Genomic DNA, 25,142 nt, shown 5'->3' on the forward strand with positions numbered 1-25,142 from the left:
GATGGCGGACAAACGCTACCTGGAGTGGCCCTTCTTCGACGGCCGCCACCTCGACCTCGAAAGCGCGCTGGACGAATGGGCTGCACAGAACGTGCGCGGCCTGCACGGCGCCGACGTCGATGCGGATTGCCGCCGGCTGGTGCGCCTGCTGGGCGAGGGCGGCTGGCTGCGCCATGCGATCGCCGCCGACGCGCACGGAGTCGATACACGCGCGATCTGCCTGATCCGCGAGACCCTGGCGCGGCATAACGGCCTCGCCGACTTCGCCTTCGCCATGCAGGGACTCGGCTCGGGCGCGATCAGCCTGTTCGGCGCCGAAGGCCTGCGCGAGCATTACCTGCCGCGGGTCGCGCGCGGCGAGGCGATCGCCGCCTTCGCACTGTCCGAACCGGGCGCCGGCTCGGATGTGGCGGCGATGCAGTGCGCGGCACGGCTGGATGGCGACGCCTACGTGCTGGATGGCGAGAAGACCTGGATCTCGAACGGCGGCATCGCCGACTTCTACGTGGTGTTCGCACGCACCGGCGAGGCGCCCGGCGCGCGCGGCATCAGCGCCTTCGTGGTCGACGCCGGCACGCCCGGCTTCGCGATCGCCGAGCGCATCGAGGTGATCGCGCCGCATCCGCTGGCGCGCCTGCGCTTCGAGGGCTGCAGGATTCCGGCCAGCCGGCGCATCGGCGAAGCGGGGCAGGGCTTCAAGGTGGCGATGGCGACCCTGGACGTGTTCCGCACCTCGGTGGCGGCCGCCGCGCTGGGCTTCGCGCGGCGCGCCTTCGACGAGGCGCTGGCGCTTGCCACCTCGCGCCGGATGTTCGGCCAGCTTCTTTCGGACTTCCAGCTGACCCAGGCGAAGCTGGCGGAGATGGCGACCAGGATCGACGCCAGCGCGCTGCTGACCTACCGCGCCGCCTGGCAGCGCGACCGCGGCGGGAAGGTGACCAAGGAAGCGGCGATGGCCAAGATGACGGCGACCGAATCGGCCCAGCAGGTGATCGACGCGGCGGTGCAGATGTTCGGCGGCCTGGGCGTGACCAGCGGCCATCCGGCCGAGCAGCTCTACCGGGAGATCCGCGCGCTGCGCATCTACGAGGGCGCGACCGAGGTGCAGCAGCTGATCATCGCGCGCGAACTGCTGAAGGAAGCGAAGGAAGCGCCATGATGGATATTCTGCAGCCACCGGGCTGGCCGCGTCCGCGCGGCTATTCGAACGGCGTCGCCGCCAGCGGGCGCCAGATTTTCGTGAGCGGGATGATCGGCTGGAACGCCGGCGGCCATTTCGAGAGCGACGATTTCGCCGCGCAGGCGCGCCAGGCGCTGCTGAACGTGGTCGAGGTGCTGCGCGAAGCGGGCGCCGGACCGCAGCACATCGTGCGCATGACCTGGTACGTGCTCGACAAGCGCGAGTACCTGGCGGCGTCCGGCGCGCTGGGCGCGGCCTACCGGGAAATCATCGGCAAGCATTACCCGGCGATGACCGCGGTCGAAGTCCGCGCCCTGATCGAGGATCGGGCGCGGGTCGAGATCGAGGTGACGGCGGTGCTGCCGGAAACCTGAGCCGCGTCAGGCTGCGCCGTCCGGGAGGGCGGCGATGATGCGCGCCGCGATCTCCTTCAGGTGCGCCATGTCCGCGGTATCGCGGGCGTGCGGCCGCAGGGCCGCCGCTTCGTGCCGCGGGACGATATGGAAGTGCACGTGCGGCACGGTCTGGCCGGCCGCGCTGCCGTTGAACTGGGCGACCATGATGCCGGGCGCCTTCATGGCCGCCTTGACCGCGGTCGCCAGGCGCCTGGTGGTGCGGATGCAGGCCGCGGCGCTCTCGTCGGACAGTTCGAACAGCTCGACCGCCGCTTCCTTCGGGATCACGAGGACATGGCCGTCGGCCTGCGGCATGATGTCCATGATCGCGATGGTGGCCTCGTCTTCGTACAGCCGGATCGAGGGGAGTTCGCCGCGCAGGATGCGGGCGAAAGGGTTTTGTTGATCGTAGCTCATGCGTGGCAAGACTCAGCGCACCGCATTGCCCAGCACCGCGCCGCCCGCCGTGCCGTAGTAATACGGGCCGTTCAGCGAGGAGCCGTCGTTGTAGGTCTGCACGGTTTGCGAGTTCCAGTTGGAGGTGTTGAACGAAGCGCTCGCCTTGAAGCTGTACTGCGGCGCCGACGGGTAGGGAGAGGACTTGGCCGGCTGCGCGCTCAGGCGGTAGACCTGGATGCCGCTGTTGTCGACCAGCGGCTTGCCGGCCACGCACTGCGCCGGCGCACCGGTGTACTTCACGAAGTAGGCGGAATTCTGCGCGGTGTAGAGCGGGTTCGTGTTCTCGGCGTTGTACGGGTTCGCCGCCAGTTCCGCCCTGGCGCTGCCCGGCGCGCCCGAGATCAGCAGCGCGGTTTCCTCGTCGATGCCGATGCCGGCGACCTCGCCGTAGTTGACCACGCCGCCGCTGCAGCCATTGCCGACCCGGGCCACGAAGGAGAACAGGCGGCCGAGGCGGTCGCGCGTGTTGAAATGCGTGTCGGTGACGGTCCTGGCCAGCGCTGCGATGTCCACGAAGCTGCCGGTCTGGACGAACTTCTTCGACGAGGTGTTCAGCGGGTCGAGCGTGACGTATTTGTTGAACGGATCGCCCAGCGCCGCCGGCGATTCGACGGCGCCGTTCAGGGCCGCGAAGGCGTACTGGCCCAGCATCGCGGTGCCGGCGCTGGTGCCGCCGACCGGGATCCCGGCCGCAATCGCTTTCTGGATCAGGGTGTTCAGGGAGGTGCTCTGCCAGTAGTTGTAGTAATCGGCCTGGTCGCCGCCGGCGATGAAGATGGCGCTGGCGCGCCCGACGACCTTCAGCACGAAGGGGTCCTCGGCCGCCGCGCGGCTCGGGATGACCAGGGTTTCGACCGACGTCAGCCCCAGGTCGGCGCCGCCGACCGTTTCATAGCCCCTGGGGCTGGTGCTGTCGACCTGCCCGAGGCGGCTGTAGATGTAGGGGTTGTAGGCATCGGTGCCGGTGGCGCGGATGATCACGAAGCGCCCGCCGGTGGTTTTCGAGACGCCGGCGCGGGCGATCATCCAGCGGAAGGCTTCGCCGACGTCATAGCCGCCGCCGACCAGGGCGACCGAGGGACTGCAGGCGCCCTGCACGCAGGAGACCGGCCTGGCCGAGACGGCGCTCGACTCCGGATTCCCGAGATAGGAATAGGTATAGCCTTTCCCCGCCGTCGCGGCATTCGAGGCCGACACGAGGACGAACAGTGCGGCGCACAGGGTCTGCTGACGGAACTTCATGAAACCTCCGCGGAAAAGTGATCGGTGAGCCTGCCGGGCTCGCCTCGAAACCTTAGCAGATTTATCGAAATATAAATACGCCGATTGTCGCGAATGCAACGCTGTCGCTGACGCGGCAGGCTTGCAGCTCGGTATATGATGTGTATATACTCCGTATATGGAACATATTTGGAGCATATGATGGGTATCGTGAATATCGACGACGAACTGCACGACCAGATCCGCAAGGCGAGCGGGGTGTCCTGCCGCTCGATCAACGCGCAGGCCGCCTTCTGGATCAAGATCGGCATGCTGTGCGAGATGCACCCGACCCAGAGTTTCAATGAGATCGTCGTGCGCGAGCTGAGGGAGGCCGGGGTCGAGGCGCTGGCGCCGAAAGCGGCCGCCTCATGATCAAGCGTCCGGAAGAAATCAATCTGATGGCGGAATCGGGCAGGCTGCTGGCGGCGGTGTTCGGCCACCTGGACAAGCTGGACCTGATCGGCATGTCGACCATGCAGGTAAACGACCTGGCCGAGCGCCTGATCGTCGACGAGTTCAAGGCGCGCCCGGCCAGCAAGGGGCAGTACGGCTACGCCTACACCTTGAATTCCTCGCGCAACCATGTGGTGTGCCATGGCGTGCCTTCCGCGACCGAGATCCTGAAAAGCGGGGATATCGTGAACTTCGATATCACGCTCGAGAAAAATGGCTACATCGCGGACTCCAGCAAGACCTATCTGGTCGGCGAGGTCCAGGCGCCGGCCCGGCGGCTGGTGCAGGTGACCTACGAGGCGATGTGGAAGGGCATCCGGGCGGTGCGTCCAGGCGCCAGGCTGGGCGACGTCGGCCATGCGATCGAGCGCCACGCGCGCCGCCACGGCTATTCGGTGGTGCGGGAATACTGCGGCCATGGCATCGGGCGCGAGATGCACGAGGAGCCGCAGGTTCTGCACTGGGGCCGGCCCGAGACCGGCCTGGTGCTGCGCGAGGGCATGGCGTTCACCATCGAGCCGATGCTGAACCAGGGCCGCGACGCGGTGCTGACCGAAGCCGATGGCTGGACGGTGGTGACGCGCGACGGCAAGCTGTCGGCGCAGTTCGAACATACCGTGGCCGTGACCCGGCATGGGGTGCGGGTCCTGACCCTGCGGTCCGACGAGATTTGACAAAAAGTCCAGGATTGGACAAGATATCTCCTTCATCGACACACTGAAGGACCCGCGATGCCTGTTCCCGCAAATCTCCAGGCCTACCTCGACGCCACGCCGCAGCTCGCCGAACGGGTGTACATCCATCCGTCGGCCCAGGTCATCGGCAATGTGCGCCTGGGCGCCGATTCCTCGGTCTGGTGCAACGCCGTGCTGCGTGGCGACGTCAACGACATCGTGATCGGGACCTGCTCCAACATCCAGGACCTCACGATGGGACACGTGTCCCACAGGACGCCGCACAAGCCGCAGGGTTCGCCCCTCGTCATCGGCGATTACGTCACCGTGGGGCACTCGGTGGTCCTGCACGGCTGCCGGATCGGCAACGAGGTCCTGGTCGGCATGGGCAGCATCGTGATGGACGACGTCGTGATTCCCGACCGCGTCATGCTCGGCGCCGGCAGCCTGGTTGCGCCCGGCAAGACGCTGGAAAGCGGTTTCCTGTATACGGGCCGCCCGGCCGTGAGAGTCCGGCCCCTCACCGAGGCGGAAGTCGGCTGGCTGCGCTACTCGGCCGAGCACTACGTGCGGGTCAAGGACAACTACCTGAACGCGGCGGACCGCGCCTGAATGGCCAGGACGCCACGCGACCGGCTGCAGGCGCAGCAGGCCTCCCTGATCGAGCAGGTCGAGCAGATCGCGCAGGGACTGGCGCGGACCTTCGCGCCCTTCTGCGAAGTGGTGGTGCACGACCTGCGCGATCCGGAGCACGCGGTGCTCGCCATCCACAACAACCTGTCCGGCCGCGCACCCAGCGATCCGGCGACGGAGATCGGCCTGGCGCGCATCGCCGACAAGGACTATCCGCAGATCGTCGCCAACTACGGCAACCAGTTCGCCGACGGCCGCCCGGCCAAGAGCACCTCGATCGGCATCCGGGACGCCGAGGGGCGCTATGTGGCGGCGCTGTGCCTGAACGTGGACCTGACGCTGTTCCGCTCGATGCAGAACGCGCTCGAACAATTCAACGCCACCGATGCATCCCCGGTCGCGGAATCGCTCGACCCGGTCAACGCCGACGCGATCCGCCGGCGCATCGACCTGGTTGCCGCGAGCCTGGCTTCGTCGCCGCAACTGCTAAAGGCCGGCGAACGCCGCGCGCTGATGCGGGAACTGAAGGCCGGCGGCTTCCTCGAAGTCCGGCGCGCCATCGAGATCGCCGCCGCCCACCTCGGCGTCTCGCGCGCCACCGCCTACAACGACATCAAGTAAATGGAGAACATGCAGATGACTACCCCTGTTTTGCCGACCTATGAAGACGTGGTCCAGGCGGCCGGCCGCATTGCCGGCGCCGCCAACCAGACCCCGGTCCTGACCTCGCGCACCGTCAACCAAGAATTCGGCGCCGAGGTGTTCTTCAAATGCGAGAACATGCAGCGCATGGGGGCCTTCAAGTTCCGCGGCGCCTACAACGCGCTGTCGAAGTTCACGCCCGAACAGCGCCGCGCCGGCGTGGTCGCTTTCTCGTCGGGTAACCATGCCCAGGCCATCGCGCTGGCGGCCAGGCTGCTCGGCATGCCGGCCACGATCGTGATGCCGCACGATGCGCCCGCCGCGAAGGTCGCCGCCACCAAGGGCTACGGCGGCCAGGTCGTGATCTACGACCGCTACAAGGAGGACCGCGAGCAGATCGGCCGCGAGCTCGCGCAAAAGCATGGCCTGACCCTGATCCCGCCCTACGACCACGCGGACGTGATCGCGGGCCAGGGCACCGCCGCCCGCGAGCTGTTCAGCGAAGCCGGCGCACTGGACGCCTTCTTCGTCCCGCTGGGCGGCGGCGGCCTGCTCGCCGGTTCGGCGCTCGCGACCCGGGCGCTGGCGCCGCAGTGCCGGCTGTACGGCGTCGAGCCGGAGGCCGGCAACGACGGCCAGCAGTCTTTCCGTTCCGGCGCCATCGTCCACATCGACACGCCCAAGACGATCGCCGACGGCGCCCAGACCCAGCATCTCGGCAACATCACCTTCCCGATCATCCGCGACCAGGTCGACGACATCCTGACCGCCTCGGACGAGGAACTGCTGGACTGCATGCGTTTCTTCGCCGAGCGCATGAAGATCGTGGTCGAGCCGACCGGCTGCCTCGGCTTCGCGGCGGCGCGCCGCATGAAGGATGGCTTGCGCGGCAAGCGGATCGGCATCCTGGTCAGCGGCGGCAATATCGACCTGGCGCGCCTGGGCGGCTTCCTGGCCGGCTAAAGAACCGGCTAAGAGCCCCTAACAAAACCTTCAGGGCAAGGCGCAGCGCCGAAGACAGTACGAGCGTACGGCGAGGCGCTGCAACGCAGCTATGGAGGTTTTGTTAGGGGCTCTAAGCCAGCCGCATCGCCACCGCCCCGCAGGCGATCAGGCAGGCCGCCAGCAGCCGCCACCGTCCGACGCGCTCGCGCAGGACCAGCGCGGCGATCGCGGTGGCGAACAGGATCGAGGTTTCGCGCAGCGCGGCGATGGCCGCCACCGGCGCCAGCGTCATCGCCCACAGTGCGATGCCGTAGGAGCCGAGGGTGCTGACGCCGCCCACCGGCAGCAGCAGCGGCCGCGCGCCGGCCAGGCGCAGCATCTCCGCGCCGCGCGAGCGTGCCGCCCACGCCGCCAGCGCCGTTCCGGTCAGCAGGAAGATCCACATCGTGTAGGCGGCCGGCGCGCCCGAGCGGCGCACGCCGGCGCCGTCGATCATGGTGTAGACCGCGATCACGCAGGCGGTCGCCAGCGCGAACAGGGTCGAGCGGCGCTGGCGCCCGCGCGCCTGCGATGCCTGCAATCCCCGCAATGCCTGCGGCGTGCGCGCGGCCAGCATCATCGCCAGCACCCCGCCGCAGATCAGGCAGACCGCCAGCCACTGCCCGCCGTTCAGCCGTTCGCCGGTCAGCAGGCCATTCGCCAGCGCCACCAGCAGCGGCGCGCTGCCGCGCATCAGCGGGTAGGCGTGGCTCATGTCGCCGTGCCTGTAGGCCTGGATCAGCAGCAGGTAGTACGCCACCTGGGTCAGGCTCGACGCGCCGATGAAGGGCCAGCTGGCGGACGCCGGCGCCTGCATGAAGGGCAGCAGCAGGGCGCTCGCCAGGGCGCCGCCGAACACCACCAGCACGGTCGAGGGCAGCGGATCGCCCTGCAGCCCACCCTGCCGGCTGCGGCCCTTGACCAGGGCATTCCAGGTCGCGTGCAGCAGCGCGGCGCCCAGCACCGCCGCGATCACGAAGGGAGGAATCGCCGCCGTCACGCCTGCTTGTGCGAGCGGAAGTAGCGCTGCGCCACCACGATCGCCAGCGCCTGCATTGCCGCGCACACGAAGAAGGGGCCGCCAACGCGCCAGTCCTGCGGCGGCAGGTGGCTGGCCGCGCCCAGCAGGAAGCTGCCGAGCAGCGGCATCAGGATCACGCCCAGGCTGCCCACCGATTGCAGGGAGCCCATCAGCTCTCCCTGTTCGCCGGGGCCGGCGGTCTTCGAGATGATGCCCTGCAGGGCCGGTCCGGCGGCGAAGGCCAGCAGGTTGCACAGGATGAAGACGTACATCATCCAGCCCTGGGTGGCGAGGCCGTACAGCGCATAGGTGATGGCCCCCGAGGCCAGGCCGAGCAGCGACAGGCGCACCTCGCCGAAGCGCCGGATCAGCGCCGCCAGCAGGCCGGCCTGCACCACGATGTTGGCCGCGCCCACGCAGAACATCGCGATGCCGTTGTCGCGCGGGGTCCAGCCGAAGCGGAAGCTGGTGTACAGCACCCAGGTCGACTGCAGCATCATCTGGGCGAAGGTCACCAGCACCACGACCAGCACCAGGCCGCGGATCTGGCGGCGTCGCGCCAGCCGCGCCAGGCCGCCGAAGGGGTGGATATCCCGCAGCTTGAAGGGTTTGCGGTTCCCGGGCGGCAGCGATTCCGGCACCGCCAGGAAGCCGTACACGAAGTTGGCGGCCGAGAGTCCGGCGGCGACGTAGAAGGGCAGGTGCAGCGAGATATTTCCGAGCAGGCCGCCCAGCATCGGGCCGCAGACGAAGCCGAAGCCGAAGGCGGCGCCGATCTTGCCGAAGCTCCTGGCGCGCTCGTCGGGGCCGGTGACGTCCGAGGCATAGGCCATCGCCACCGACATGCTGGCCGAGGACGCGCCGCCGATCACCCGGCCGATGAACAGGCAGGCCAGGTTCGGGGCCCAGGCCGTGGTCAGGAAGTTGATGCCCATGCCGGCCATCGAATACAGCAGGACCGGGCGGCGCCCGAGGCGGTCGCTGACGGCGCCGACCATCGGCATGAACAGGAACTGCATCAGCCCGAAGGTGGCCGACAGGATCCCGTACCACATGGCCTGCTGCTCGCGGCCGTGGACGAACTCGCCGACCAGGGCCGGCAGCACCGGCACGATCAGGCCGATCCCCAGCATGTCGATGAACACGCAGATCAAGACGAAGTTCAGCTTGCCGGCCGAAGGCCTGGCGAGGGTCGCGGTGCTGGTCATGGGATCGCCGTCACGGATACGGAAACCCTTATGGTAGCACTGTTGCCTGACCGTCAAGAAAGGCTTTTAAGCGCCGCTCCACTCCGCCGCAAAGGCCTGGCGGAACGCCATCAGCATGCGCAGGCGCTCTTCGCCCAGCCGGCGTCCGGCCGCGGTCTGCATCATGCCGGGCAGGCGCGCCAGCTTGACCGGGATGTGGTCGAGCGACCAGGCCTGGTCGTCGAGCGGCCGCCCGGTCGCCAGCGGGTCGCTGCCGTGGGCCAGGCTGCTGCCCATCCGGCCGGCGATGTAGAACATGCGCGCCAGCCCGACCGCACCCAGGCCGTCGAGGCGGTCGGCGTCCTGCACGATGCGCGCCTCCAGCGTGCGCGGGGCGATCCCGGCCGAGAAGCTGTGGGCCTCGATCGCATGCGCGGTCGCATCCAGCTTCTGCGACGGGAAGCCGAGGTCCCCCAGCCGTTCGCGCGCCAGCATGGCCGAGCGGCGCGAGGCTTGGGCGCGGGCCGGGTCGTTCTTCGGCAGGTTGACCAGGTCGTGCAGGTAGCAGGCCGCCAGCACCACCAGCACGTCGGCTTCCGGATAGTCGCACAGGATGGCCTGCGCATTGCGCCAGACCCGGTCGAGGTGGCTGGCGTCGTGCGCGCCGTCGAGGTCGCCGGCGGTGCATTCCATGGCGAGGGCGGCCAGGCGGGTGCGCCAGGCTGCGAGTTCTTCTTTATTCAGTTGCATCGGTTCCGGAATCGGTCGTGTGGTCGAAGGCGCGCTGCGACAGCGCGTCGGCCTGGGCATTCTTGTGGCGCGGCACCCAGCGCAGCGCCAGCCCGTCGATGCGGGCCATCAGGGCGCGCGCCGCATCGCGGTATTCGCGCAGGGCGGGCGCCGCGTCGATGTCGGGACCGCTCACGTCGCCGATCACGACCTGGCTGTCGCCATATACCGTGATGCCGGACACGCCGCGCGCGACGGCCGCTTCCAGCAGGGCGATCAGGGCGCGGTACTCGGCCTCGCTGCTGTTGCCGTAGCCGGCCGCCCGGGAGATCTCGACGGCGCCGTCCGGGCCCTCGAGGCGGGCGCCGATCCCGCAGCGGCCCGGATTCGGCCGTGCCGAGCCGTCGAACCAGGCGCGCCAGGCGGTCGGCAGGCCATCGTGGCGCCGGGCATGGCGGGCGCGCGCGTCGGCGCGGATGGCTTCGCGCGCGGCGCTGCGGCCGGCTTGCGCCAGCTGCTCGGCGCTGCGGGCATCGACCAGCGCCGCCAGCCCGGCCTTGCCGGCTTTCAGTTCGAGGGTGCGGCGCAGGGCTTGCTCGTCGGACATGCCGGCAGAGGCGGCCAGGCGCCGGCTGGCCGCGCGTTCGCCCTTGTAGGCGATTTGTTGAAGACGGAAAAGCTCAATCATGCCGCGAGGATACCCGAAAACGGCAAAAGCGCCGGCAATGCGGCGCTTTTGCGATCAAACTGAGGCAGATCAACGGCGGTAGGGATTGTCCGGACGGCGGTCGTAGCGGTTCGGGACGCCATCGCCGTCGCGGTCGCGGTCATAGCGGTTCGGCACGCCGTCGCGGTCTTCGTCCCAGCGGCCGCCGCCATGGTGCTCGTAACGGTCGGGGATGCCGTCGCGGTCGCGGTCCCAGCCGCGTCGATATTCGTAGCGGTCCGGAATGCCGTCGCGGTCGCGGTCGCGGCCATAGGCACGCTCATAGCCGCGGTCGTAGCCGCCGTAGGCTGACCAGCGCGCAGGTCGCATGGCCCAGCCGCCATTGTCCTGGTACCACACCGGTGCATTGTAGACATAGCCCGGACGTTCGACGACCCAGTAGCCCGGCGCCCAGACGTGGCGGTGGCCGTTCCAGTTCCAGTAGCCCGGCGCCCACACATAGCCGGGGCGGGCTGCCGGTACGCGTTCATACACCGGGGCCGGCGGCGCGGTGCCGATGAACAGGCTGACATTGCTCGCGGCAAGCGAGGGCAGCGGGGCCGCGGCGGCGCCGGCAAGGATCAGTGCGGCAAGGGCGAGGGTACGTTTCATGGTAGGTCTCCAGTCCGGTGCGGATCAAGATGCGTTTTCGACGAGTCCACTATAGCTCGCTGCGAACCGGCTGTACGTGCCTGAAAAAGTTGCTTACACATGAAACAGATTTCAGCCGTTTCGTGACGCCTGGGCGCGACATCGGCGGGATCGACGAGGGAAAACCTGGAGGGGATTGCAGCGGGGGTAAAGCGGAGGAAGGAAGCGGAAGTAGGAAGCGGCTCAGCGGGCCGCGGGCCGGTTCCGGCGGGGATGCCGGGGCCGCCCGCGGTCGCCGGCGCTCAAGTACGGCTCCCGGCGCGCTCAGCCTGCAGCGACTGGCGTTTCTCGGCGTCGCTCATGCGTTTCGCAACCACGTGCACGACCGGCAGGCTCGGATCGACGGCGGCCGCGGTGCGGACCGCGATGCTGGCCTGGGCCGGCGGAATCGCATCGACCGCCACGCTCGCCACGCCGGCGACGCTGAGCGACAGGATGAAGGCGGCTTCCATGTGTTTGAGGACGTTCATGATGTTTCTCCTTTGATGTCGGGTTGATGAATCGTGCTTCGATGTGTGCACTGTATCCGTGCCCGCAGCGGGTCTCCAGCGGCTTGCGACAGGCCGCAAAAAACGCGGGATGAAGTGCGAAAAACCGTCGCCGAAGGCGCCGGCTTTTCTGTCGCCCCCGGCTAGGTGCGCTCGACAGGAACAAGCGGGAGAACAGGCATGATCGGCGTATTCGGTGCACTGGCGGCGGGGCAGGCGCGCTGGCGGCGCGCGCGCAACCTGCGGGCGGGACAGGCGCGTACGCGGCCGCAGGGGCGGGCGCAGGGGCGCACGCGGCAGGCGGCATCGAGCCCGGCGGCGCGCCCGGCCGCGCTGCGCTGGCTGGGCCTGGCCTGCTGCCTGCTGGCCCTGGCCGGCGCCGTCACGATCGGCGTGCATGCGCGCTGGGTGGCGGCCTCGGGCGAAGCGGCGGCCAGCGGGCCGGCCGGACCGGTGGCGCTGCAGCCGGTGCTGCCGGGCGCCGCCTTCACGGTGCCGCCCGGCCCGGCGCTCGTGCTCGAGCCGCATGGCGGCGCGGCGCTGCTGATCCTGTCCGGCCTGCGCGCCGAGCCGGCCAGGCACATCGACCTGTGCAGCCAGATGCTCGACCCGGCCCGCGGCCGCCTGCTGCCGCTGCGGATCGGCGTACGCTTCGACGAGGTCGCGGCCCTGGCCGCAGGCAAGTCCGGGGCAAGCGCCCCGGTCCCGCTTCGCAACGTGGTCCTGGCGGAAGAGGCCATGCCGCGCGTCCAGCTGGGCGGCAGCGCCGCCGCGCCCGAGCTGCGCTGGGAAGGCCATGCGGCGCGCTGGGTCGGCGACCAGGGAACGGTCTACCAGGCGGCGACCACTGGGCAGGCGCGGCTCGGCCGCCAGGGCTGGCTGCTGTGGGAGCAGGAAGCCCTGCGCTTCCTGCGCCGTCCCGCCGGCGCCTGCGCGGCGGGCGAGCTGGTGCTGCAGCTGTACCGGCCGGCGGTGCCGTCGCCGTCGCAGCCGGGCCGCGCGCTGGCGCTGGCCTTCCCGGCGGCCGGCGCCCCGGTCGAGACCTGGCTGGCGCCGGGCGATTACCGGGTGCCGGCGGCCGCCTCGCCGGCGCTCGAAGACCAGCGCCTGTTCGACAGCCTGCTGGCGCGCGGCCTGCTGCGCATGAAAGCCGACGGCCTGGCCGAGCTGGCGCCGCCTGACCTGGCCGCCTGGCGCGCGCAGGGCCGCGCCGGCGGAAGCGCCGGCTGGGACGGGGTCGCCATCGACGGCGACACCCAGCGCCTGCTCGAGCGCCTCTACCGCCATGCCGACGGCGACTTCGTGCGCGAGCAGGTCCGCATCTTCAACAGCGAGCGCCGGCTGCTGGCCTGGCGCCTGCGTCCCTCCGGCGACGCCGGCCGCTGGCGCATCGAGGCGGGCGGGGCGCCGGCGCCGCTGGCGCGCGACCTGCCGGCCGCCGCGACCCGGCTGTTCGCCCGCATGCCGGAGGGCTGGGGCGGCTGGCAGCGGGTGGCCGCCTGGCCGCTCGGCGGCGCGCGCGCGCGGCTGCGCCTGCAGCTCGCCGCTCCGGCGCCGGCGAACGCCAGGGTCCAGCTGATGCTGGTCGGGCGCCTGCTCGGCGTCAGCGGCGCGCGGCTGGCATCGAGCGCACCGGCTTGCGGCGGCCGTGCCTGCACGCGGCCGGACGAGGTGCAGGTGCTCGATCTGGCGCCCGAACCCGGCGCGCAGGAACTGGTGCTGGACGCCGCGCCGCTCGGCATGGAGGCGCTGGCCGCCCCCGGCGACGCGCGCTACCGCCACATCGTGCTGCGGGAGGGCGCGCTTGCGTGGCAGGCGTTGCCGGCCGGGCAGGGACATCGTGCGGCGGCGCCGGCCGCGGTGGCGCTGCTGGACCGCCGCGGCCGCAGCCTGTGGAGCGACGGCGCGCCGAGCGAGGCCGCGCGCCAGGCCGGGCTGGCGCCGCTGCTGGGCGTGCGGGCCGGGCATGCCAACAGCGTGGCGGGCATGCTGGCGCGCCTGCCGGGCGGCGCCGGCCACCGCGCCAGCCTGACGCTCGACCTCGACCTGCAGGCGGCAAGCCAGGCCGCGCTCGATTGCATCGCGATGCGGCGCGGCGCCTGGGATGGCCGCCATTGCAGCGGCGGGAGCGCGCCGCCGGCCGGGCGCCAGGCCGGCATGGTGCTGCTGGATGCCGACAGCGGCGCGGTGCTGGCCGCGGCCGGCGCCGGCGCCGGCCAGGTCGATGCCGCCAACTGGCTTGAAGCGCGCGACTTCGACCGCATCGACCCGGCCTCCAGCCCGCTGCGCCTGCCTGCCTTCCAGCACGACGGTGGCGCCGAGCGCAGTCCCGGCTCGACCTTCAAGATCGTCAGCGCCCTCGGGCTGGAACTGGCGGCGCGCCAGGACGCCCGGCTCGACGCGCTGCTGGCCGGCGAGCCGCTGGCCGCCATCAACGCCACCGCCGCCGCGCGCGGTTTCGCCTTCCGCACCGATGCGCCCACGTATCCGGTCGACGCGCGCGCCCGCATCACCAATTTCCGCGACCAGGGGCTGGACCGGCGCGCCCAGGATGGCCGTCTCGGCCTGCAGCAGGCGCTGACCTACAGCCTGAACACCTGGTTCGCCTGGACCAGCGAGCTGTCCGACCGCAGCCTGCTCGGCCGTCCCGAGGGCGGCGCGCCCGACCTGCAGCCCCTGACGCCGGGCGCGCTGGACCAGGTCCGCCCGATCGTCGCGATGGCGCGCCGGCTCGGCTTCGGCCAGGCGCTGCGCCTGGACGGCGGCCTGCTGCCGGCCGATTACCCCTGGTCGGCCTGGGATGCGCTGCAGGCCAGCCCCAGCGGCATCGATCCGGTGCATACCCGCCACGAGCTGCGCCAGATGGCGATCGGGCTGCGCATGCAGGCCACGCCGCTGCAGATGGCGCTGGTGGCGGCGGCGGTCGGCGAGGGCCATGTGGTCCATCCACGCCTGCTGGCGGACCTGGACGGGCGCAAGGCCGACGAGCGGCCGGGTCCGGCGCTGGAGGTGCGCCTGGACCGCATCCGCGCCGGCATGAAGGGTGTGATCGACAGCGGCACCGCCTCCGGCGCCTTCCGCGCGCCCGAGCTGGCGGCGCTGCGCCGCGGCCTGTACGGCAAGACCGGCACCGCGCCGGTCGGCGACGGCGAGCTGGCCACGGTCTGGTTCACCGGCTGGCTGGAACCCCGCAGCCTGCCGGGGCAGGCGCACCGGCTGGCCTTCGCCGTGTTCGTCAGCCGCTCGGGCGAGACCGGCGGCGGCCATGCGGCGCCGGTCGCGGCCGCCGTCCTGCGTTACTTGCAAGAAAATAAATGGACGCCATAGCCGGAATTAAGGGGTGATTTCCGCCCATCAGCGCGCCTCTATCGTGTGTTTGTATGGCATTATTTATTCGAGACACAAGAAAGAGGATGGTATGCGTTTGCCGGGAACCCGGTACCAGGAGCCGGGCTGGGAGGAAGTGCGCAAGCTGCTGGGGCAATGCTCGCTGGCGGCGCTGCGCGCCTGCGGCTGTACGCGCCTGCTGGACCCGGCCGCGGCCGACGAGACCCTGCCTGACTACGTCGAGCTGACCGGCGAACGCCTGCGCCAGGCGCGCCATACGCCGCGCGCCCGGGCCGCCGGCAACGCCTATGGCGACACGGTGCTCGAACTGGCCCTGGCCCTGCTGTACGAACTGCAGGCCCGGCCCGGCGACTGGCATGCCTTCGTGGCCGCGCTGAGGGCCGAGGCCGCGCGCATCGATGCTTTCCGGGTCGATGCCGGCGGCGAAGCCCTGCTGCGCAAGAAGGTGAACGATATGTACGCGGTCCTGCGCGACAAGGTCGACGCCGACAACTACCAGGCGGCTTGCGGCCGTCCCTGCAGCCCGAACCGCATGTACGCCTACCGCATGCTGGACACGGCCTACGGCGAGATCGCGCGCCTGTTCGCCGGCTGGGAGCAGCACCGCGCCCAGGTCGGCGCCATCCTCGGGCGCGAGCTGCACGGCAGCCCCATCGAAGTGCGCCAGCTGCGTTCGATTGCCGACTGCCGCGCCGACTGGGTGCTGCGCTGGAGCGAGAGCCTGGAAGCTTTTGCCGGCAGCGTGGGACCGCTGCACACCCGCTCGAAGCGCTTCGCCAGCCTGAAGGGGTCGCCGGACAAGATCGCCGCCATGCTGGCCGAGATCGGCGATTACGAAGCGCTGTCCTCGAACCGCGACCGCGACTGGCTGCAGGACCGCGACGACGCCGCGCTGTGGGTGGAAGACTACTGGCGCATACTGCAGGCGTCGGAGGATGCGGCCACGCCGGGCCCCGACCTGATCCTGGAAGCGCGCGAAGATGCGCTGGATGCGGAGCTTGCCGCCGAAGCCGAGCCGGAGCCCGGGCCGCTTCCCGCCCACGACCCGCAACTGGAAGTGCTGGCGGCGGCGGTTTCACTGCCCCCCGGCTATCTGCAGGCAGCGGGCGAGGGGGAGGACCGGTCCGGCTGGCTGGCGCGCGAGCTGGCCGCGGACGGCCTGGTGCTGCGCCTTGCCGTGTACGCGAAGCTGCTGGGACCTGGCGACGACAGTTATCCGGACGCCTGGCGCGACCCGGCCACCGGCGAGCTGCCGACCATGCAGCAGCTGGCCGGCCTGGCCCAGGTATCGCTGCCGACCCTGCGCAAGCGCCGGGATGCGGCGATCGCCCGCCTGCAGGCGGCTACCATGAGGAGAAGGGGATGAACACGAAGACCACGGCAGCGACTATTCTCGAGCGCCGCCTGCAGGAAGGCCTGCTGCTGGGCCGGCGCGTCGAGGGCGACCGCCTGGTGCTGCATGATGCGACCCTGCGCGCCGCGCTGGACGGCAGCCGGCCGCTGACGGCGGGCGAACGCGCCGCCCTGCAGGCTTCGCCGCTGACCCTGCGCCGCCTGCGCCAGCTGGCCAACGAAGGACGCGCCGCGCAGGCTGCCGAGGCCGGGCCGCCGGCCTGGCGGGGCAGCCGCGGACGCCTGCGCGCGGCCAGCGGCGGGGAGCTGGAATCCCTGCGCACCGACGACGGCTGGTTTACCCTGCACCTGGTGGCCGACCGCGCCGGCTGGCGGACGATCCTGCAGATGGCGGCCGATGCGCCGTTCGCGCCGGCCCTGCTGGCGGCGCGCGCGCCGCTGCGGGTGCTGGACGGCGCCGGCCGCACCATCCTGGAAGGGCGGCTGGACGCCGACGGCGAATGCGAAGCCGCCTGGCCGTTCGGCGATCCGCCCGCCAGCCACCTGCAGGCGGCCGGCGCCGCCTTCAGCGTCGAAGCACTACCGGGATGAGGACGTGATGCTCGGATTCTTCAAGCGCGCCGCGGCGCCCGACGCGGCTTGCGAACTGGGCCGCACCGTGGTCGCGCTCGCGATCCCGGCCGGGGCCGCACCGCCCGCCGCCTGCCAGGCCGTGGTGGTCGGCACCGACGGCCGCACACGCCGACTGCAGGCCGCGCGCCGTATCGAAGCGCGGCCGGGCGAGACGGCGTACGCCTTCCATCCGGGGCCCTACAGCGCCGACCTGCAGCCTTTCGAATCGGCGCCGGAGATCGGGCTGCGCACCAGTTTCGCCGTCGACGCGCCCGACCCCCAGGCGTCGCAGCAGCGCTTCGACCTCTACCTGGCCTCCGAGGTGGAGGGAAGCCTGGACCTGGCGGCGCTGAGCGCCGCGATCGAAGCCGCGCTGCGCCACGAACTGGCGACCGGCGGCCTGGAGCTGCCGCCCTGCACCACGCTGGACGAGTGGAACGCCTTCCGCCAGGGCCTGAACCAGCTGCTCTACATGCGCTTCGGTGTGACGGTGGACGATTGCGTGCCGGTCGACCTCGGCGACTCGCGCGACTATGCGCGCGAACTGGCGGCGCGGCTGCAGGCGCGGGCCGAACCCGAGGCCGGGGTGCCGGCGTCGCCCGCGCCTGCGCCCGAGACGGCGACGGCCGCCGCCGGGCGTTTCGATCCGGCCGTCGAAGACAAGAAGGCGCTGCGCCGCCTGTTCCTGGAACTGCCCTGCCTGATGTGCGGGCTGCGGCTGGCGGCGATGCCGGCCGCCCAGGAGCAGTTCCAGCGCCAGCAGGCCCTGCTGCAGCGCCTGGACCTGGTGTCGGTGGGCGTCAACGCGATGCCGGCGCTGGAGCTGGCGGCGCCGGGGCAGGTGCTGGCGCTGGACAGCCGGCTGCGCCGCGCGCGCCACAGCCGGCGCGCCTGCGTCTCGCTGGACGAGGCCTGGGCCCTGCTGGCGCGGCTGCGCCAGGCCGGCGAGGCCGCGCTGCCGCAGCTGTATGGCGAGGCCGAGCGCATCGTCGCCAACCTGGAGGCGGATTGCGCCGCACGGCGCAGCACGCATGAGGAAGGGGAGCAGCCATGAACCAGGCGCCCGACACCTTCCAGTGCCGCTGCCCGCTGGCCGACGGCTCGCTGCTGACGCTGACGGCCACGCGCCGCCCGCGCGCCGGCCGTGCCGAGCTCAAATGCGCGGTCCCGGACGACCCGCGCCTGGCCGCGCAGATGCAGCAGCTGGTGCGCCTGGCGCGCCTGACCGAGCCGTCCTTCGACAGCCGCGACCAGGTCGTGCTCAGCCTCGACCGCCGCCCCCCGGATGGGGACCGTGGCTGGGAACTGGCGGCGGTGCTGGCCGACCGCATGGTGCGCGGCCTGTTGCGGCCCCGTTCCGCGCTGCTGGCGAACGGCTGGTCCGACGCCTGGGAGTGCGGGCGCGTGGACGGGAATACCCTCGAGGCTGCGGCGCGCGCCCTGCCTGCAGACGCGGTGCTGGGCGGCCCCGGCGGCTTGCCGCACCTGGGGCTGCTGAGCGGACATGCCGATCCGGCCGCCGCGGTGTCCAGCGCGCGCGCCTGGTTCCCGCTGCACAGCGGCGAAGAGGGCGGCCTGGGCTGGGTCGAGGTCAGCGTGCATCCGCTCGCCCGGCACGCGGGGCAGGCGGCGCCGGACGAAGAACAGGCCATCGCCGCGCCGGGGCAGGATGCGGCGCGCCAGCTTGCGGTGCGCCAGGTCCTGGCGGGCGCGCGCCACTTCGACGGGCGCGCGCTGGGCCGCTGGCGCACGGTGGTGCGCTTCGGCCCGGAAGCCTTCGCCGGCAATTCCTGGGAACTGGCGCTGGTGATGGCGGACCGCCTGGCGCGCGGTCGCGAGTTCGTGCCGCGCGGGCGCCTGATCGCCAGCGGCTGTTCCAGCGCCTGGCATGCCGGCCGGGTCGATACGGTCGCCGGCGTCGAGCCGAAGTGCGCGCTGCTGCTGCGCGAGGCCGGACCGGGCGACCGCATCCTGCTGCCGCGCGCCTGGCACGAGCAGCTGCCGGCGGGCTTCATGGAACAGCTGCGCGCGCAGGGGGCGAGCGCCGCCTGCGTGGAGCGGATCGGGATCATTTGACGTATCCGGTCCGGTGCGGCGCACGATTGCCGTGCGTACAACAGGCCGGACCGGCGGCTGCTAGAATCGGTTGGCAACTGAGCGGTAACTGAGCGGTAACTGAGCGGTATGAAAAAGGAGTAGGGGTCATGTTGAAGATGTTCGGAATCGGCGGCAACGCCTGTCCCCGCTGCGAGCAGGCCAACAAGGGGGAGGCGTCGTACTGCGCCTCCTGCGGCCTGCTGCTGGGCGCGCCGCGCCACCGTCCGGTGCTGGTCGAGAACCGCTGGGCGCCGGGGCCGGACGAACTGGCCGTGTTCTTCGGCGTGCGCGCTCTGTCCGGACTCTTCAGCAAGACCCTGCACGTGCCGGCCACCGCCCGCGCCTACATCCTGCAGGGAGAGCAGGCCACCGAGGTACCGCAGGGCGAATACGAGATCGAAGGCTTCTTCACGCGCCTGAACAACCTGCTGCGCGACCAGCACGCCGAGATCCTCGTCACCCGCAGCGGCGCGCTGCCGGTCGCGTTTTCGCTCGAGGCGCTCGGCACCTGCGAACACCTGCAGGTCGACGCCACGCTCACGCTGTCCGTGCAGATCGAGAACGTGCCGGCCTTCGCGCGCCACTTCATGACCATGCCGGGCACGATCAAGGACGTGCAGCTGCGCGAGCTCCTGAATGCCCCGGTTCGCCAGCTGGCCCAGGAATTCGTCGCCGCGCGCTCGCTGCGCGACATGGCCGGCAGGCGCGAGCTGCGCCTGGAGCTCGACCAGCACCTGCAGGGCGGCCTGGCGCTGCTGCTGTCCGGCTACGGCCTGGCGGTGACGCGGGTCGACACGATTGCGCTGCGCCACGACAAATTCGACGCCAACCGGGCGCGCATCGGCACCCTATGGCTGGCTGCGGACGAGCAGCGCGTGCGCCTCGAACATGCGAAGCAGCTCGACGAACTGTATGGCGAGGAAGAATGGAACCGCATCCGCCGCGAGGAACAGGACAGCCGACTGCGCCACCGCCGCGCCGAGCTGCGCCAGGACGAGAGCCTGGAGCAGGCCGGCCTCTCGCTCAGGAATGCCGAGCGGGCGCAGGCGATCCGCGCGCGCCAGATCGAACTCTACGGCCGCATCGTCGAGTCGCGCACGCGCAAGCAGGCGATCGAGCGCGGCGCCGTCGACGCGGTGGCCGCGCTCGAACACGCGCTGGCCGGGAAGCGCGGCGCGCGCCAGGACGAGGCCGCGCAATGGCAGCAGCTTCGCGAGCTGGCGGCGATCCGCATGCGCACCGAGCTCGAGGTGGCGCAGCAGGATGCGGCGCAGGCGCGCGCCGTGGCCAGGCAGCGCTTCGACCACCAGCTCCTGCAGCAGCAGATCCGCAACAAGATCGAGCAGGCGCGCGGCATCGAGGATGCCGGCCGCCAGCGCGCCGAACTGGCCCGGCTGCACGAGGCCGAGCAGGCCGCCGCGGCGCGCGCGAGAGAGATCGACGACGAGGAACATGCGGCCCGCCTGAAGCTGCTGCAGCTCGAGAACGAGGCCCACCGCCGCGAAGCCGCGCGGGTGCTGGAGTGGCAGGATGCGCAGGCCGCCGGCCGCCTTGCGCTGGACGCCGAGCAGCTGCGCCGGCAGGTGGAAAGCCTGCGCCGCGAGGGCGCCCGCGAAGACGCCCTGGCCCAGCACGAGAAGCTGCTGCGCACCATCGAGGCCGATGCGATTTCCATGCGCACCCAGCGCGAAGGCGAGGTGCAGGCCGCGGCCGCGCAGCGCGCGCACGAACTCGAACTGGCCAGGCTCGAGATCGCGCGCGCCGAATCGCTGGGCGCGCTCGACGACGGCGCCAAGGTCGCGCTGGCGGCGCCCGCCAACGCGGCCCTGCTGGCCGATGTCATGAAGACGCAGGTGCATGCGGGCATGAGCGCCGAGCAGCTCGCGGCCCTGGCCGGGGTGGTCGGCGCCGCGAATACCGATGCCTGGCGCCTCGCACAGGAACAGGTGGAACGCGAGCGCGTCCGCCGCGACGCCGAGGAAGAGAGCGCGCGCCGCCACCAGTTCGCGCTGCTCGGCCTGCAGAACGACGTGAACAAGACGGCGCTGGCGACCCAGGCCCAGCTCGGCGCCGGGCTTGCCGGTGCGTTCGCGGGAGCGGCGGCGGCCTGCGCCCACGCGGCCGCGCACCACGGCGACCGTTACTGCGCGTCCTGCGGCGCCGCGCTCCCGGCGCGGGGATGATGCAGACCGCGATCGACAAGCTGCGCGAACTGCGCGCCCTGCACGAAGACGGCCTGCTGAGCCGCCAGGAGTTCGACAGCCGCAAGAACGCCATCCTCGACGCCGCCTACGCGCCGCCGCCGGGCGATGCGGGGGCGCCGACGCAGCCCGCGGCGGGCGTGCTTGCCGGGGCCCTGCAACGCGGCACCGAGATCGGCCTGATGGCGGGCCAGGAGGTCGGCCCGTTCGAACGCCGCTACCGGCTCGAGCGCCTGATCGCCCACGGCGGCATGGGCCAGGTGTGGCAGGCCACCGACCTCGCCACCCATGCGGAACTGGGCCACAGCGCCCGGGTCGCGCTGAAGATCCTGCCGCCGCAGCTGACCCGCAACACGGCCCATGCGCGCCTGCTGATCGAAGAAGCGGCGCGCGCGCGCCAGCTCGCCCACGAACACATCGTGCGGGTCTACGACTGGGCCCAGGATCCGGCCACGGCGAGCTATTTCATCATCATGGAATGCCTGGAGGGCGAAGACCTCGAGAGCCTGCTGGACCGCGAGGGCAGTCTCGGCCTGGATCGCACGCTGCAGCTCCTGAAGCCGGTGGCGGCCGCGCTCGACCATGCCTGGGAGCGCCACCAGCTGGTGCACCGCGATATCAAGCCGGCCAATGTATTCCTGACCCGCGCCGGCGAGGTCAAGCTGCTCGATTTCGGCATCGCCGCGCGCGCCCGCGGCGCCGGCGACGCATCGGTGGAGGCGCCCGCCGCCTCGGGCACGGCCGGCTACCGGGCGCCGGAAGCGGGCAGCGGCGCGGAGGGACAGGCGCCGGCACGCAGCCTCGACGTCCATGCGGTGGCGGCCATGCTGTACCGGATGCTGAGCGGCAGCCTGCCCTTCGGCCTCGCGCAGGGCGGGCGCGGCGCGCCGGCGCGCCCCGAGGGCCTGAACGACGCCCAGTGGGAGGTGCTGCAGGCGGGCTTCGCCGCCAGCGCCGGCGCCCGTCCGGGCAGCGTGCGCGAGCTGCTCGAGCGCCTCGAGCAGGCGGCCGGCCCGGACGAGGCCGAACTGCGTGCCCGCGAAGCGGCCGAGCGGGACGCCGAACAGGCGGCGCAGGCCGAACGCGCGGCCGCGGAGGCCGCCTTGCTGCGCCGCGCCCAGGAGACGGCAGCGCAGCGGCGGATGGAAGCCGAGGCCAAGGCGGCGGCCCAGACCGTGCTGGAGCGCCAGCGCCGCGAACAGGCGCGGCTGGCCCGCCTGGCGGCCGAGGAAGCGCGGCGCGTGCGCAAGGAAGAGCTGCGGCGCCAGCTGGCCGAGCGCCGCACGCTGGAGGCCGAAAAGGCGCGCCAGGAAACCGAACAGGCCCGGCACAAGCTGGCCCAGGCCAAGGCCGCCGCGGCCTACCTCGTCCAGCAGCAGCGCGCCCGCGCCGAGCAGGCGGCGCGCAAGCAGGCCGAGCTCGAGGCCATGATGCCGACCCCGGCCAGTCCGGTGGCCGACCTCGGGGGCGTGCTGCGCGACCGCTTCCTGGACGGTGAAGGCAGGGGCCCGGAGCTGGTGCTGCTGCCGACCGGACGCTTCCAGATGGGCTCGCCGGATCACGAGCGCCGGATCGCGATGGAGGCCGGCTCGCAGAAAGGCTGGCTGGCGCGCGAGCTGCCGCAGCACTGGGTCGGGATCGAGAAGCCGGTCGCCATGGGCCGCCATCCGGTGACGGTGGGCGAATGGCGGGCCTTCGTGCGCGCCACCGGCTGGCGCCAGAGCGGCGAAGTGAACTGGGAAGCGCCGGGCTTCCCGCAGACCGATGCGCATCCGGTGGTCGGCGTCAACTGGTATGACGCCCAGGACTACCTGCGCTGGCTGGGCGAGGCGACCGGACGCCGCTACCGTTTGCCGAGCGAGGCCGAGTGGGAATACGCCTGCCGCGCCGGCACCTGGACCGCCTTCAGCTTCGGCGACACGATCTCGACCGAGCAGGCCAACTACGACGGCAGCTTCACCTACAACGGCGGCGCGCGCGGCGAGTACCGCCGCGGCACCACCCCGGCCGGCATGTTCCCGCCGAATCCCTGGGGCCTGTTCGACATGCACGGCAATGTCTGGGAATGGGTGCAGGACGTGGTGCACGACAACTACGAGGGCGCGCCGCTGGACGGCAGCGCCTGGGAAGAGGGCGGCGACCAGGCCCGCCGCATCCTGCGCGGCGGTTCCTGGCTGTACAACCCGCGCTACCTGCGCTCGGCCCTGCGCAACGGCTTTTCGAGCGCGCTGTCGAACGACATCGTCGGCTTCCGGGTGGTGCGCGAGCTGCTGTAAGTTCCGCTATCTTCCGCCTTACCCGTATGGGATAATCGGTCGCATCACCAAAGTGACTGGAGGTTCGCCATGCGTATCCCAGACGACATTCGTATTCCCGTGATCGTGTTTTCGCTGCAGGCCGTCCTGCTGGCGGGCGCCGCGCTGATCTTCCTGGTCTTGCGGCCGGGCTGATTCAGGCGTCCGATTCAGGCGCCCGACAGCTGCGCAGGCGCGCGGCGGTCGGCGCCGCGGGCGGTCCGGCCTTCCGGATAGGGCTGCGCCGTAAAACGCACCCGGCCGTGGAAACCGGCCAGGCGGTCCAGCGCGCTCGCCGGGCCGAGGGCCGTGTCGAGCTCGGTGGCCGGATCGCGGTGCCAGAAACCGCCGTCGCGGTGGAACAGCAGCGGCAGGGCGGCGGCGCGCGGCAGCGCGGCAGGCGTGGCCCGACCCGGCATGACATCCGGCGCCACCAGCATGAAGCATTCGGCCGCGCCGCCGGCGTCGACGCGGTGCAGCACCACGGAATGCGGCAGCAGCGCCGTCACCACCAGCGCGGCCACGCCCTTGATGCTGGCGGTCAATTCGATGCGCATCCCCAGGCGCAGCGGCGCCGGGCTGTGCTTGCCGGGCCAGGCGCCGTCCAGCAGCAAGCCGTAGCGCGACACGTCCTCGATCTCGAAACCCTGTCTGCCCAGCCGGATCACGGCGTGGCGCGCCGAGATGCGCCGCGTCAGGCCTTCGTGCTCGGGGCCGTGCTCGCCGTAGTGGCACAGCAGGACGTCGGCCTCGGCATTCGTCTCCATGCGGCCCAGCACCCATTCGTCGGCCGCGAACAGGCGCAGGTGGCGCTGCATGCCCGCCTCCGGTTCCGCCTGCACCAGGCAGGCGCTCGACGCCGGGCAGGGATGGGCCCGGCGCGTGGCCGGCAGGTCGATCTCGATCAGGTCCTCGTCCCATGCGATGGTCGGCAGGGCCAGGTCGATCTTGCCGCGCGGGGCGCCGGACTGCGCGCCGAACTGGAGCTGGGCGATCGAGGCGTTGCGGGCGTCGATCGCGATGTCGAGCGGACCGGCGGCGTCCAGGCCGTGCAGGCGCGCGATCGAGCCGTCGTCGGCCTGGATGCGCACGTTCTTGTGCGCCGCCAGATAGGTCTGGTGGATCTCGGCCAGCGAGGCGTCGAGGCGCGGCACCAGCAGCACCAGGGTAGCGACCCAGGTGCGGGCACGGTCGGGCAGCCGCGCGTGCAGCTCGACGTCGACCCGGTACTGGCCGTGTTCGCGGCCGCGCGAGGAGAATTCGACCACCACCGGCCGCCAGCCGCCGCGCAGGCTGCGGCTGAAGGTCTGGCGTCCGCCGCCCTGGGGCAGCAGCGCCGACTGCAGCAGCATCGTGAGTTCGGCCGGCGCGTCGTCCGGCATGCCGCGCAGTTCCAGCTTGATGGCCTGGCGGCCGCCGGCGGCGCGCGGATCGAAGCCGCTGATGTGCAGCTGCGGCCCGGCCTGCTCGTGTGCGGCGCCGGGACGGATGGCATCGAGGGCATCGCGGCGGGCGCGGACCGCCTGCAGCATGTCGAAGCTGGAGCCGAGGGTGTCGGCGGCCGCCGTCGCAGCGGCGGATGCCGCGGGCTGCCCATGGCCGTGCGCGCACGCCTGCTCGCCGGGCATGACCCAGGCGGTGCAATGCGGATGATCGGGGCTGCTGCAGCGGTTCATGGTCGGTGGCTTGGGCTTGCTGGGCTCGGGAGAAGCTTACGGGATTTTAGCGCGAGGCGGCGCGCCGCTCTTCCTTGAAAGGCAAGATTTTTTGCT

General features: G+C 71.5%; 23 protein-coding genes. 14 read left to right on the forward strand and 9 right to left on the reverse strand.

Annotation, left to right across the window (positions count from 1 at the left end; genetic code table 11):
• Nucleotide 1: 1 nt before the first annotated feature.
• Together AM586_RS26705 and AM586_RS26710 are read left to right on the forward strand one after the other, a co-directional pair.
• Nucleotides 2-1,159, forward strand: a complete 1,158-nt coding sequence (locus AM586_RS26705) for an acyl-CoA dehydrogenase family protein (RefSeq protein ID WP_047822816.1) — start codon at nucleotides 2-4, stop codon at nucleotides 1,157-1,159.
• Entirely contained in the window at nucleotides 1,159-1,554 is a 396-nt protein-coding gene (locus AM586_RS26710; RefSeq protein ID WP_047822849.1) for a RidA family protein, read from the forward strand. Before AM586_RS26705 ends, AM586_RS26710 begins: the two co-directional genes overlap by 1 nt.
• A 6-nt stretch (nucleotides 1,555-1,560) precedes the next feature.
• Here the strand turns inward: AM586_RS26710 and AM586_RS26715 are convergent, their stop codons facing one another.
• Nucleotides 1,561-1,992, reverse strand: a complete 432-nt coding sequence (locus tag AM586_RS26715; protein ID WP_047822818.1) for an HIT family protein — start codon at nucleotides 1,990-1,992, stop codon at nucleotides 1,561-1,563.
• A 12-nt stretch (nucleotides 1,993-2,004) separates the two neighbouring features.
• Nucleotides 2,005-3,276, reverse strand: coding sequence for a cyanophycinase (locus AM586_RS26720; RefSeq protein ID WP_052233326.1), 1,272 nt, complete (start codon nucleotides 3,274-3,276; stop codon nucleotides 2,005-2,007).
• 180 nt (nucleotides 3,277-3,456) lie between these two features.
• Between AM586_RS26720 and AM586_RS26725 the strand changes: the two genes are divergently transcribed.
• Genes AM586_RS26725 through AM586_RS26745 form a run of 5 tightly spaced genes read left to right on the forward strand, consistent with a single transcriptional unit; the run spans nucleotide 3,457 to nucleotide 6,662 of the window.
• Entirely contained in the window at nucleotides 3,457-3,669 is a 213-nt protein-coding gene (locus AM586_RS26725) for a ParD-like family protein (protein WP_047822853.1), read from the forward strand.
• Nucleotides 3,666-4,424: a type I methionyl aminopeptidase gene (map, locus tag AM586_RS26730; RefSeq protein ID WP_047822820.1), complete on the forward strand. Its 759-nt coding sequence runs from the start codon at nucleotides 3,666-3,668 to the stop codon at nucleotides 4,422-4,424. Before AM586_RS26725 ends, map begins: the two co-directional genes overlap by 4 nt.
• A 57-nt stretch (nucleotides 4,425-4,481) precedes the next feature.
• Nucleotides 4,482-5,036, forward strand: a complete 555-nt coding sequence (locus tag AM586_RS26735; RefSeq protein ID WP_047822822.1) for a gamma carbonic anhydrase family protein — start codon at nucleotides 4,482-4,484, stop codon at nucleotides 5,034-5,036.
• Complete coding sequence (locus tag AM586_RS26740) at nucleotides 5,037-5,678, forward strand: transcriptional regulator (protein WP_047822823.1); 642 nt, start codon at nucleotides 5,037-5,039, stop codon at nucleotides 5,676-5,678.
• A 15-nt stretch (nucleotides 5,679-5,693) separates the two neighbouring features.
• Nucleotides 5,694-6,662: a threo-3-hydroxy-L-aspartate ammonia-lyase gene (locus AM586_RS26745; RefSeq protein ID WP_047822855.1), complete on the forward strand. Its 969-nt coding sequence runs from the start codon at nucleotides 5,694-5,696 to the stop codon at nucleotides 6,660-6,662.
• Between the two features lie 112 nt (nucleotides 6,663-6,774).
• Here AM586_RS26745 and AM586_RS26750 read toward each other — a convergent pair whose 3' ends face one another.
• From AM586_RS26750 to AM586_RS26775, 6 genes are all read right to left on the reverse strand, one after another.
• Nucleotides 6,775-7,683: an EamA family transporter gene (locus AM586_RS26750; RefSeq protein ID WP_229411056.1), complete on the reverse strand. Its 909-nt coding sequence runs from the start codon at nucleotides 7,681-7,683 to the stop codon at nucleotides 6,775-6,777.
• Complete coding sequence (locus AM586_RS26755; protein ID WP_047822825.1) at nucleotides 7,680-8,912, reverse strand: TCR/Tet family MFS transporter; 1,233 nt, start codon at nucleotides 8,910-8,912, stop codon at nucleotides 7,680-7,682. Before AM586_RS26755 ends, AM586_RS26750 begins: the two co-directional genes overlap by 4 nt.
• Nucleotides 8,913-8,978: 66 nt before the next feature.
• Nucleotides 8,979-9,641, reverse strand: coding sequence for an HD domain-containing protein (locus AM586_RS26760; RefSeq protein WP_047822827.1), 663 nt, complete (start codon nucleotides 9,639-9,641; stop codon nucleotides 8,979-8,981).
• Nucleotides 9,628-10,308, reverse strand: coding sequence for a ribonuclease HI family protein (locus AM586_RS26765; protein WP_047822829.1), 681 nt, complete (start codon nucleotides 10,306-10,308; stop codon nucleotides 9,628-9,630). Before AM586_RS26765 ends, AM586_RS26760 begins: the two co-directional genes overlap by 14 nt.
• 69 nt (nucleotides 10,309-10,377) lie before the next feature.
• The gene (locus AM586_RS26770) at nucleotides 10,378-10,938 is read right to left on the reverse strand and encodes a YXWGXW repeat-containing protein (protein ID WP_047822831.1); all 561 of its coding nucleotides are present in this window, start codon (nucleotides 10,936-10,938) and stop codon (nucleotides 10,378-10,380) included.
• Nucleotides 10,939-11,219: 281 nt separating this feature from the next.
• Nucleotides 11,220-11,447 (reverse strand): hypothetical protein, encoded by a 228-nt coding sequence (locus AM586_RS26775; RefSeq protein ID WP_060566817.1) that lies wholly within the window; start codon nucleotides 11,445-11,447, stop codon nucleotides 11,220-11,222.
• Between the two features lie 198 nt (nucleotides 11,448-11,645).
• On the opposite strand from AM586_RS26775, the gene AM586_RS26780 reads away from it, so the two are divergent.
• The 7 genes from AM586_RS26780 (at nucleotide 11,646) to AM586_RS26810 (ending at nucleotide 23,352) form a co-directional block, all read left to right on the forward strand.
• Nucleotides 11,646-14,792 carry a penicillin-binding transpeptidase domain-containing protein gene (locus AM586_RS26780; protein WP_060566819.1) on the forward strand — a complete coding sequence of 1,049 codons (3,147 nt, stop codon included), beginning with the start codon at nucleotides 11,646-11,648 and terminating at the stop codon, nucleotides 14,790-14,792.
• Nucleotides 14,793-14,883: 91 nt separating this feature from the next.
• The gene (locus AM586_RS26785; RefSeq protein WP_047822859.1) at nucleotides 14,884-16,179 is read left to right on the forward strand and encodes a hypothetical protein; all 1,296 of its coding nucleotides are present in this window, start codon (nucleotides 14,884-14,886) and stop codon (nucleotides 16,177-16,179) included.
• Nucleotides 16,176-16,757, forward strand: coding sequence for a hypothetical protein (locus tag AM586_RS26790; RefSeq protein WP_047822860.1), 582 nt, complete (start codon nucleotides 16,176-16,178; stop codon nucleotides 16,755-16,757). The genes AM586_RS26785 and AM586_RS26790 overlap by 4 nt, the downstream gene beginning before the upstream one ends.
• A 7-nt stretch (nucleotides 16,758-16,764) precedes the next feature.
• Nucleotides 16,765-17,832, forward strand: coding sequence for a hypothetical protein (locus AM586_RS26795; protein WP_047822862.1), 1,068 nt, complete (start codon nucleotides 16,765-16,767; stop codon nucleotides 17,830-17,832).
• Nucleotides 17,829-18,854, forward strand: a complete 1,026-nt coding sequence (locus AM586_RS26800) for a hypothetical protein (protein ID WP_047822863.1) — start codon at nucleotides 17,829-17,831, stop codon at nucleotides 18,852-18,854. Before AM586_RS26795 ends, AM586_RS26800 begins: the two co-directional genes overlap by 4 nt.
• 128 nt (nucleotides 18,855-18,982) lie before the next feature.
• Nucleotides 18,983-21,058 (forward strand): hypothetical protein, encoded by a 2,076-nt coding sequence (locus AM586_RS26805; protein ID WP_047822866.1) that lies wholly within the window; start codon nucleotides 18,983-18,985, stop codon nucleotides 21,056-21,058.
• Nucleotides 21,055-23,352 carry a bifunctional serine/threonine-protein kinase/formylglycine-generating enzyme family protein gene (locus tag AM586_RS26810; protein ID WP_060566820.1) on the forward strand — a complete coding sequence of 766 codons (2,298 nt, stop codon included), beginning with the start codon at nucleotides 21,055-21,057 and terminating at the stop codon, nucleotides 23,350-23,352. The genes AM586_RS26805 and AM586_RS26810 overlap by 4 nt, the downstream gene beginning before the upstream one ends.
• A 188-nt stretch (nucleotides 23,353-23,540) precedes the next feature.
• Here the strand turns inward: AM586_RS26810 and AM586_RS26815 are convergent, their stop codons facing one another.
• Nucleotides 23,541-25,046, reverse strand: a complete 1,506-nt coding sequence (locus tag AM586_RS26815) for an FHA domain-containing protein (protein ID WP_047822869.1) — start codon at nucleotides 25,044-25,046, stop codon at nucleotides 23,541-23,543.
• Between the last annotated feature and the right edge of the window lie 96 nt (nucleotides 25,047-25,142).

This window comes from Massilia sp. WG5 (genome assembly GCF_001412595.2).
Taxonomy (GTDB): Bacteria; Pseudomonadota; Gammaproteobacteria; order Burkholderiales; family Burkholderiaceae_D; genus Telluria.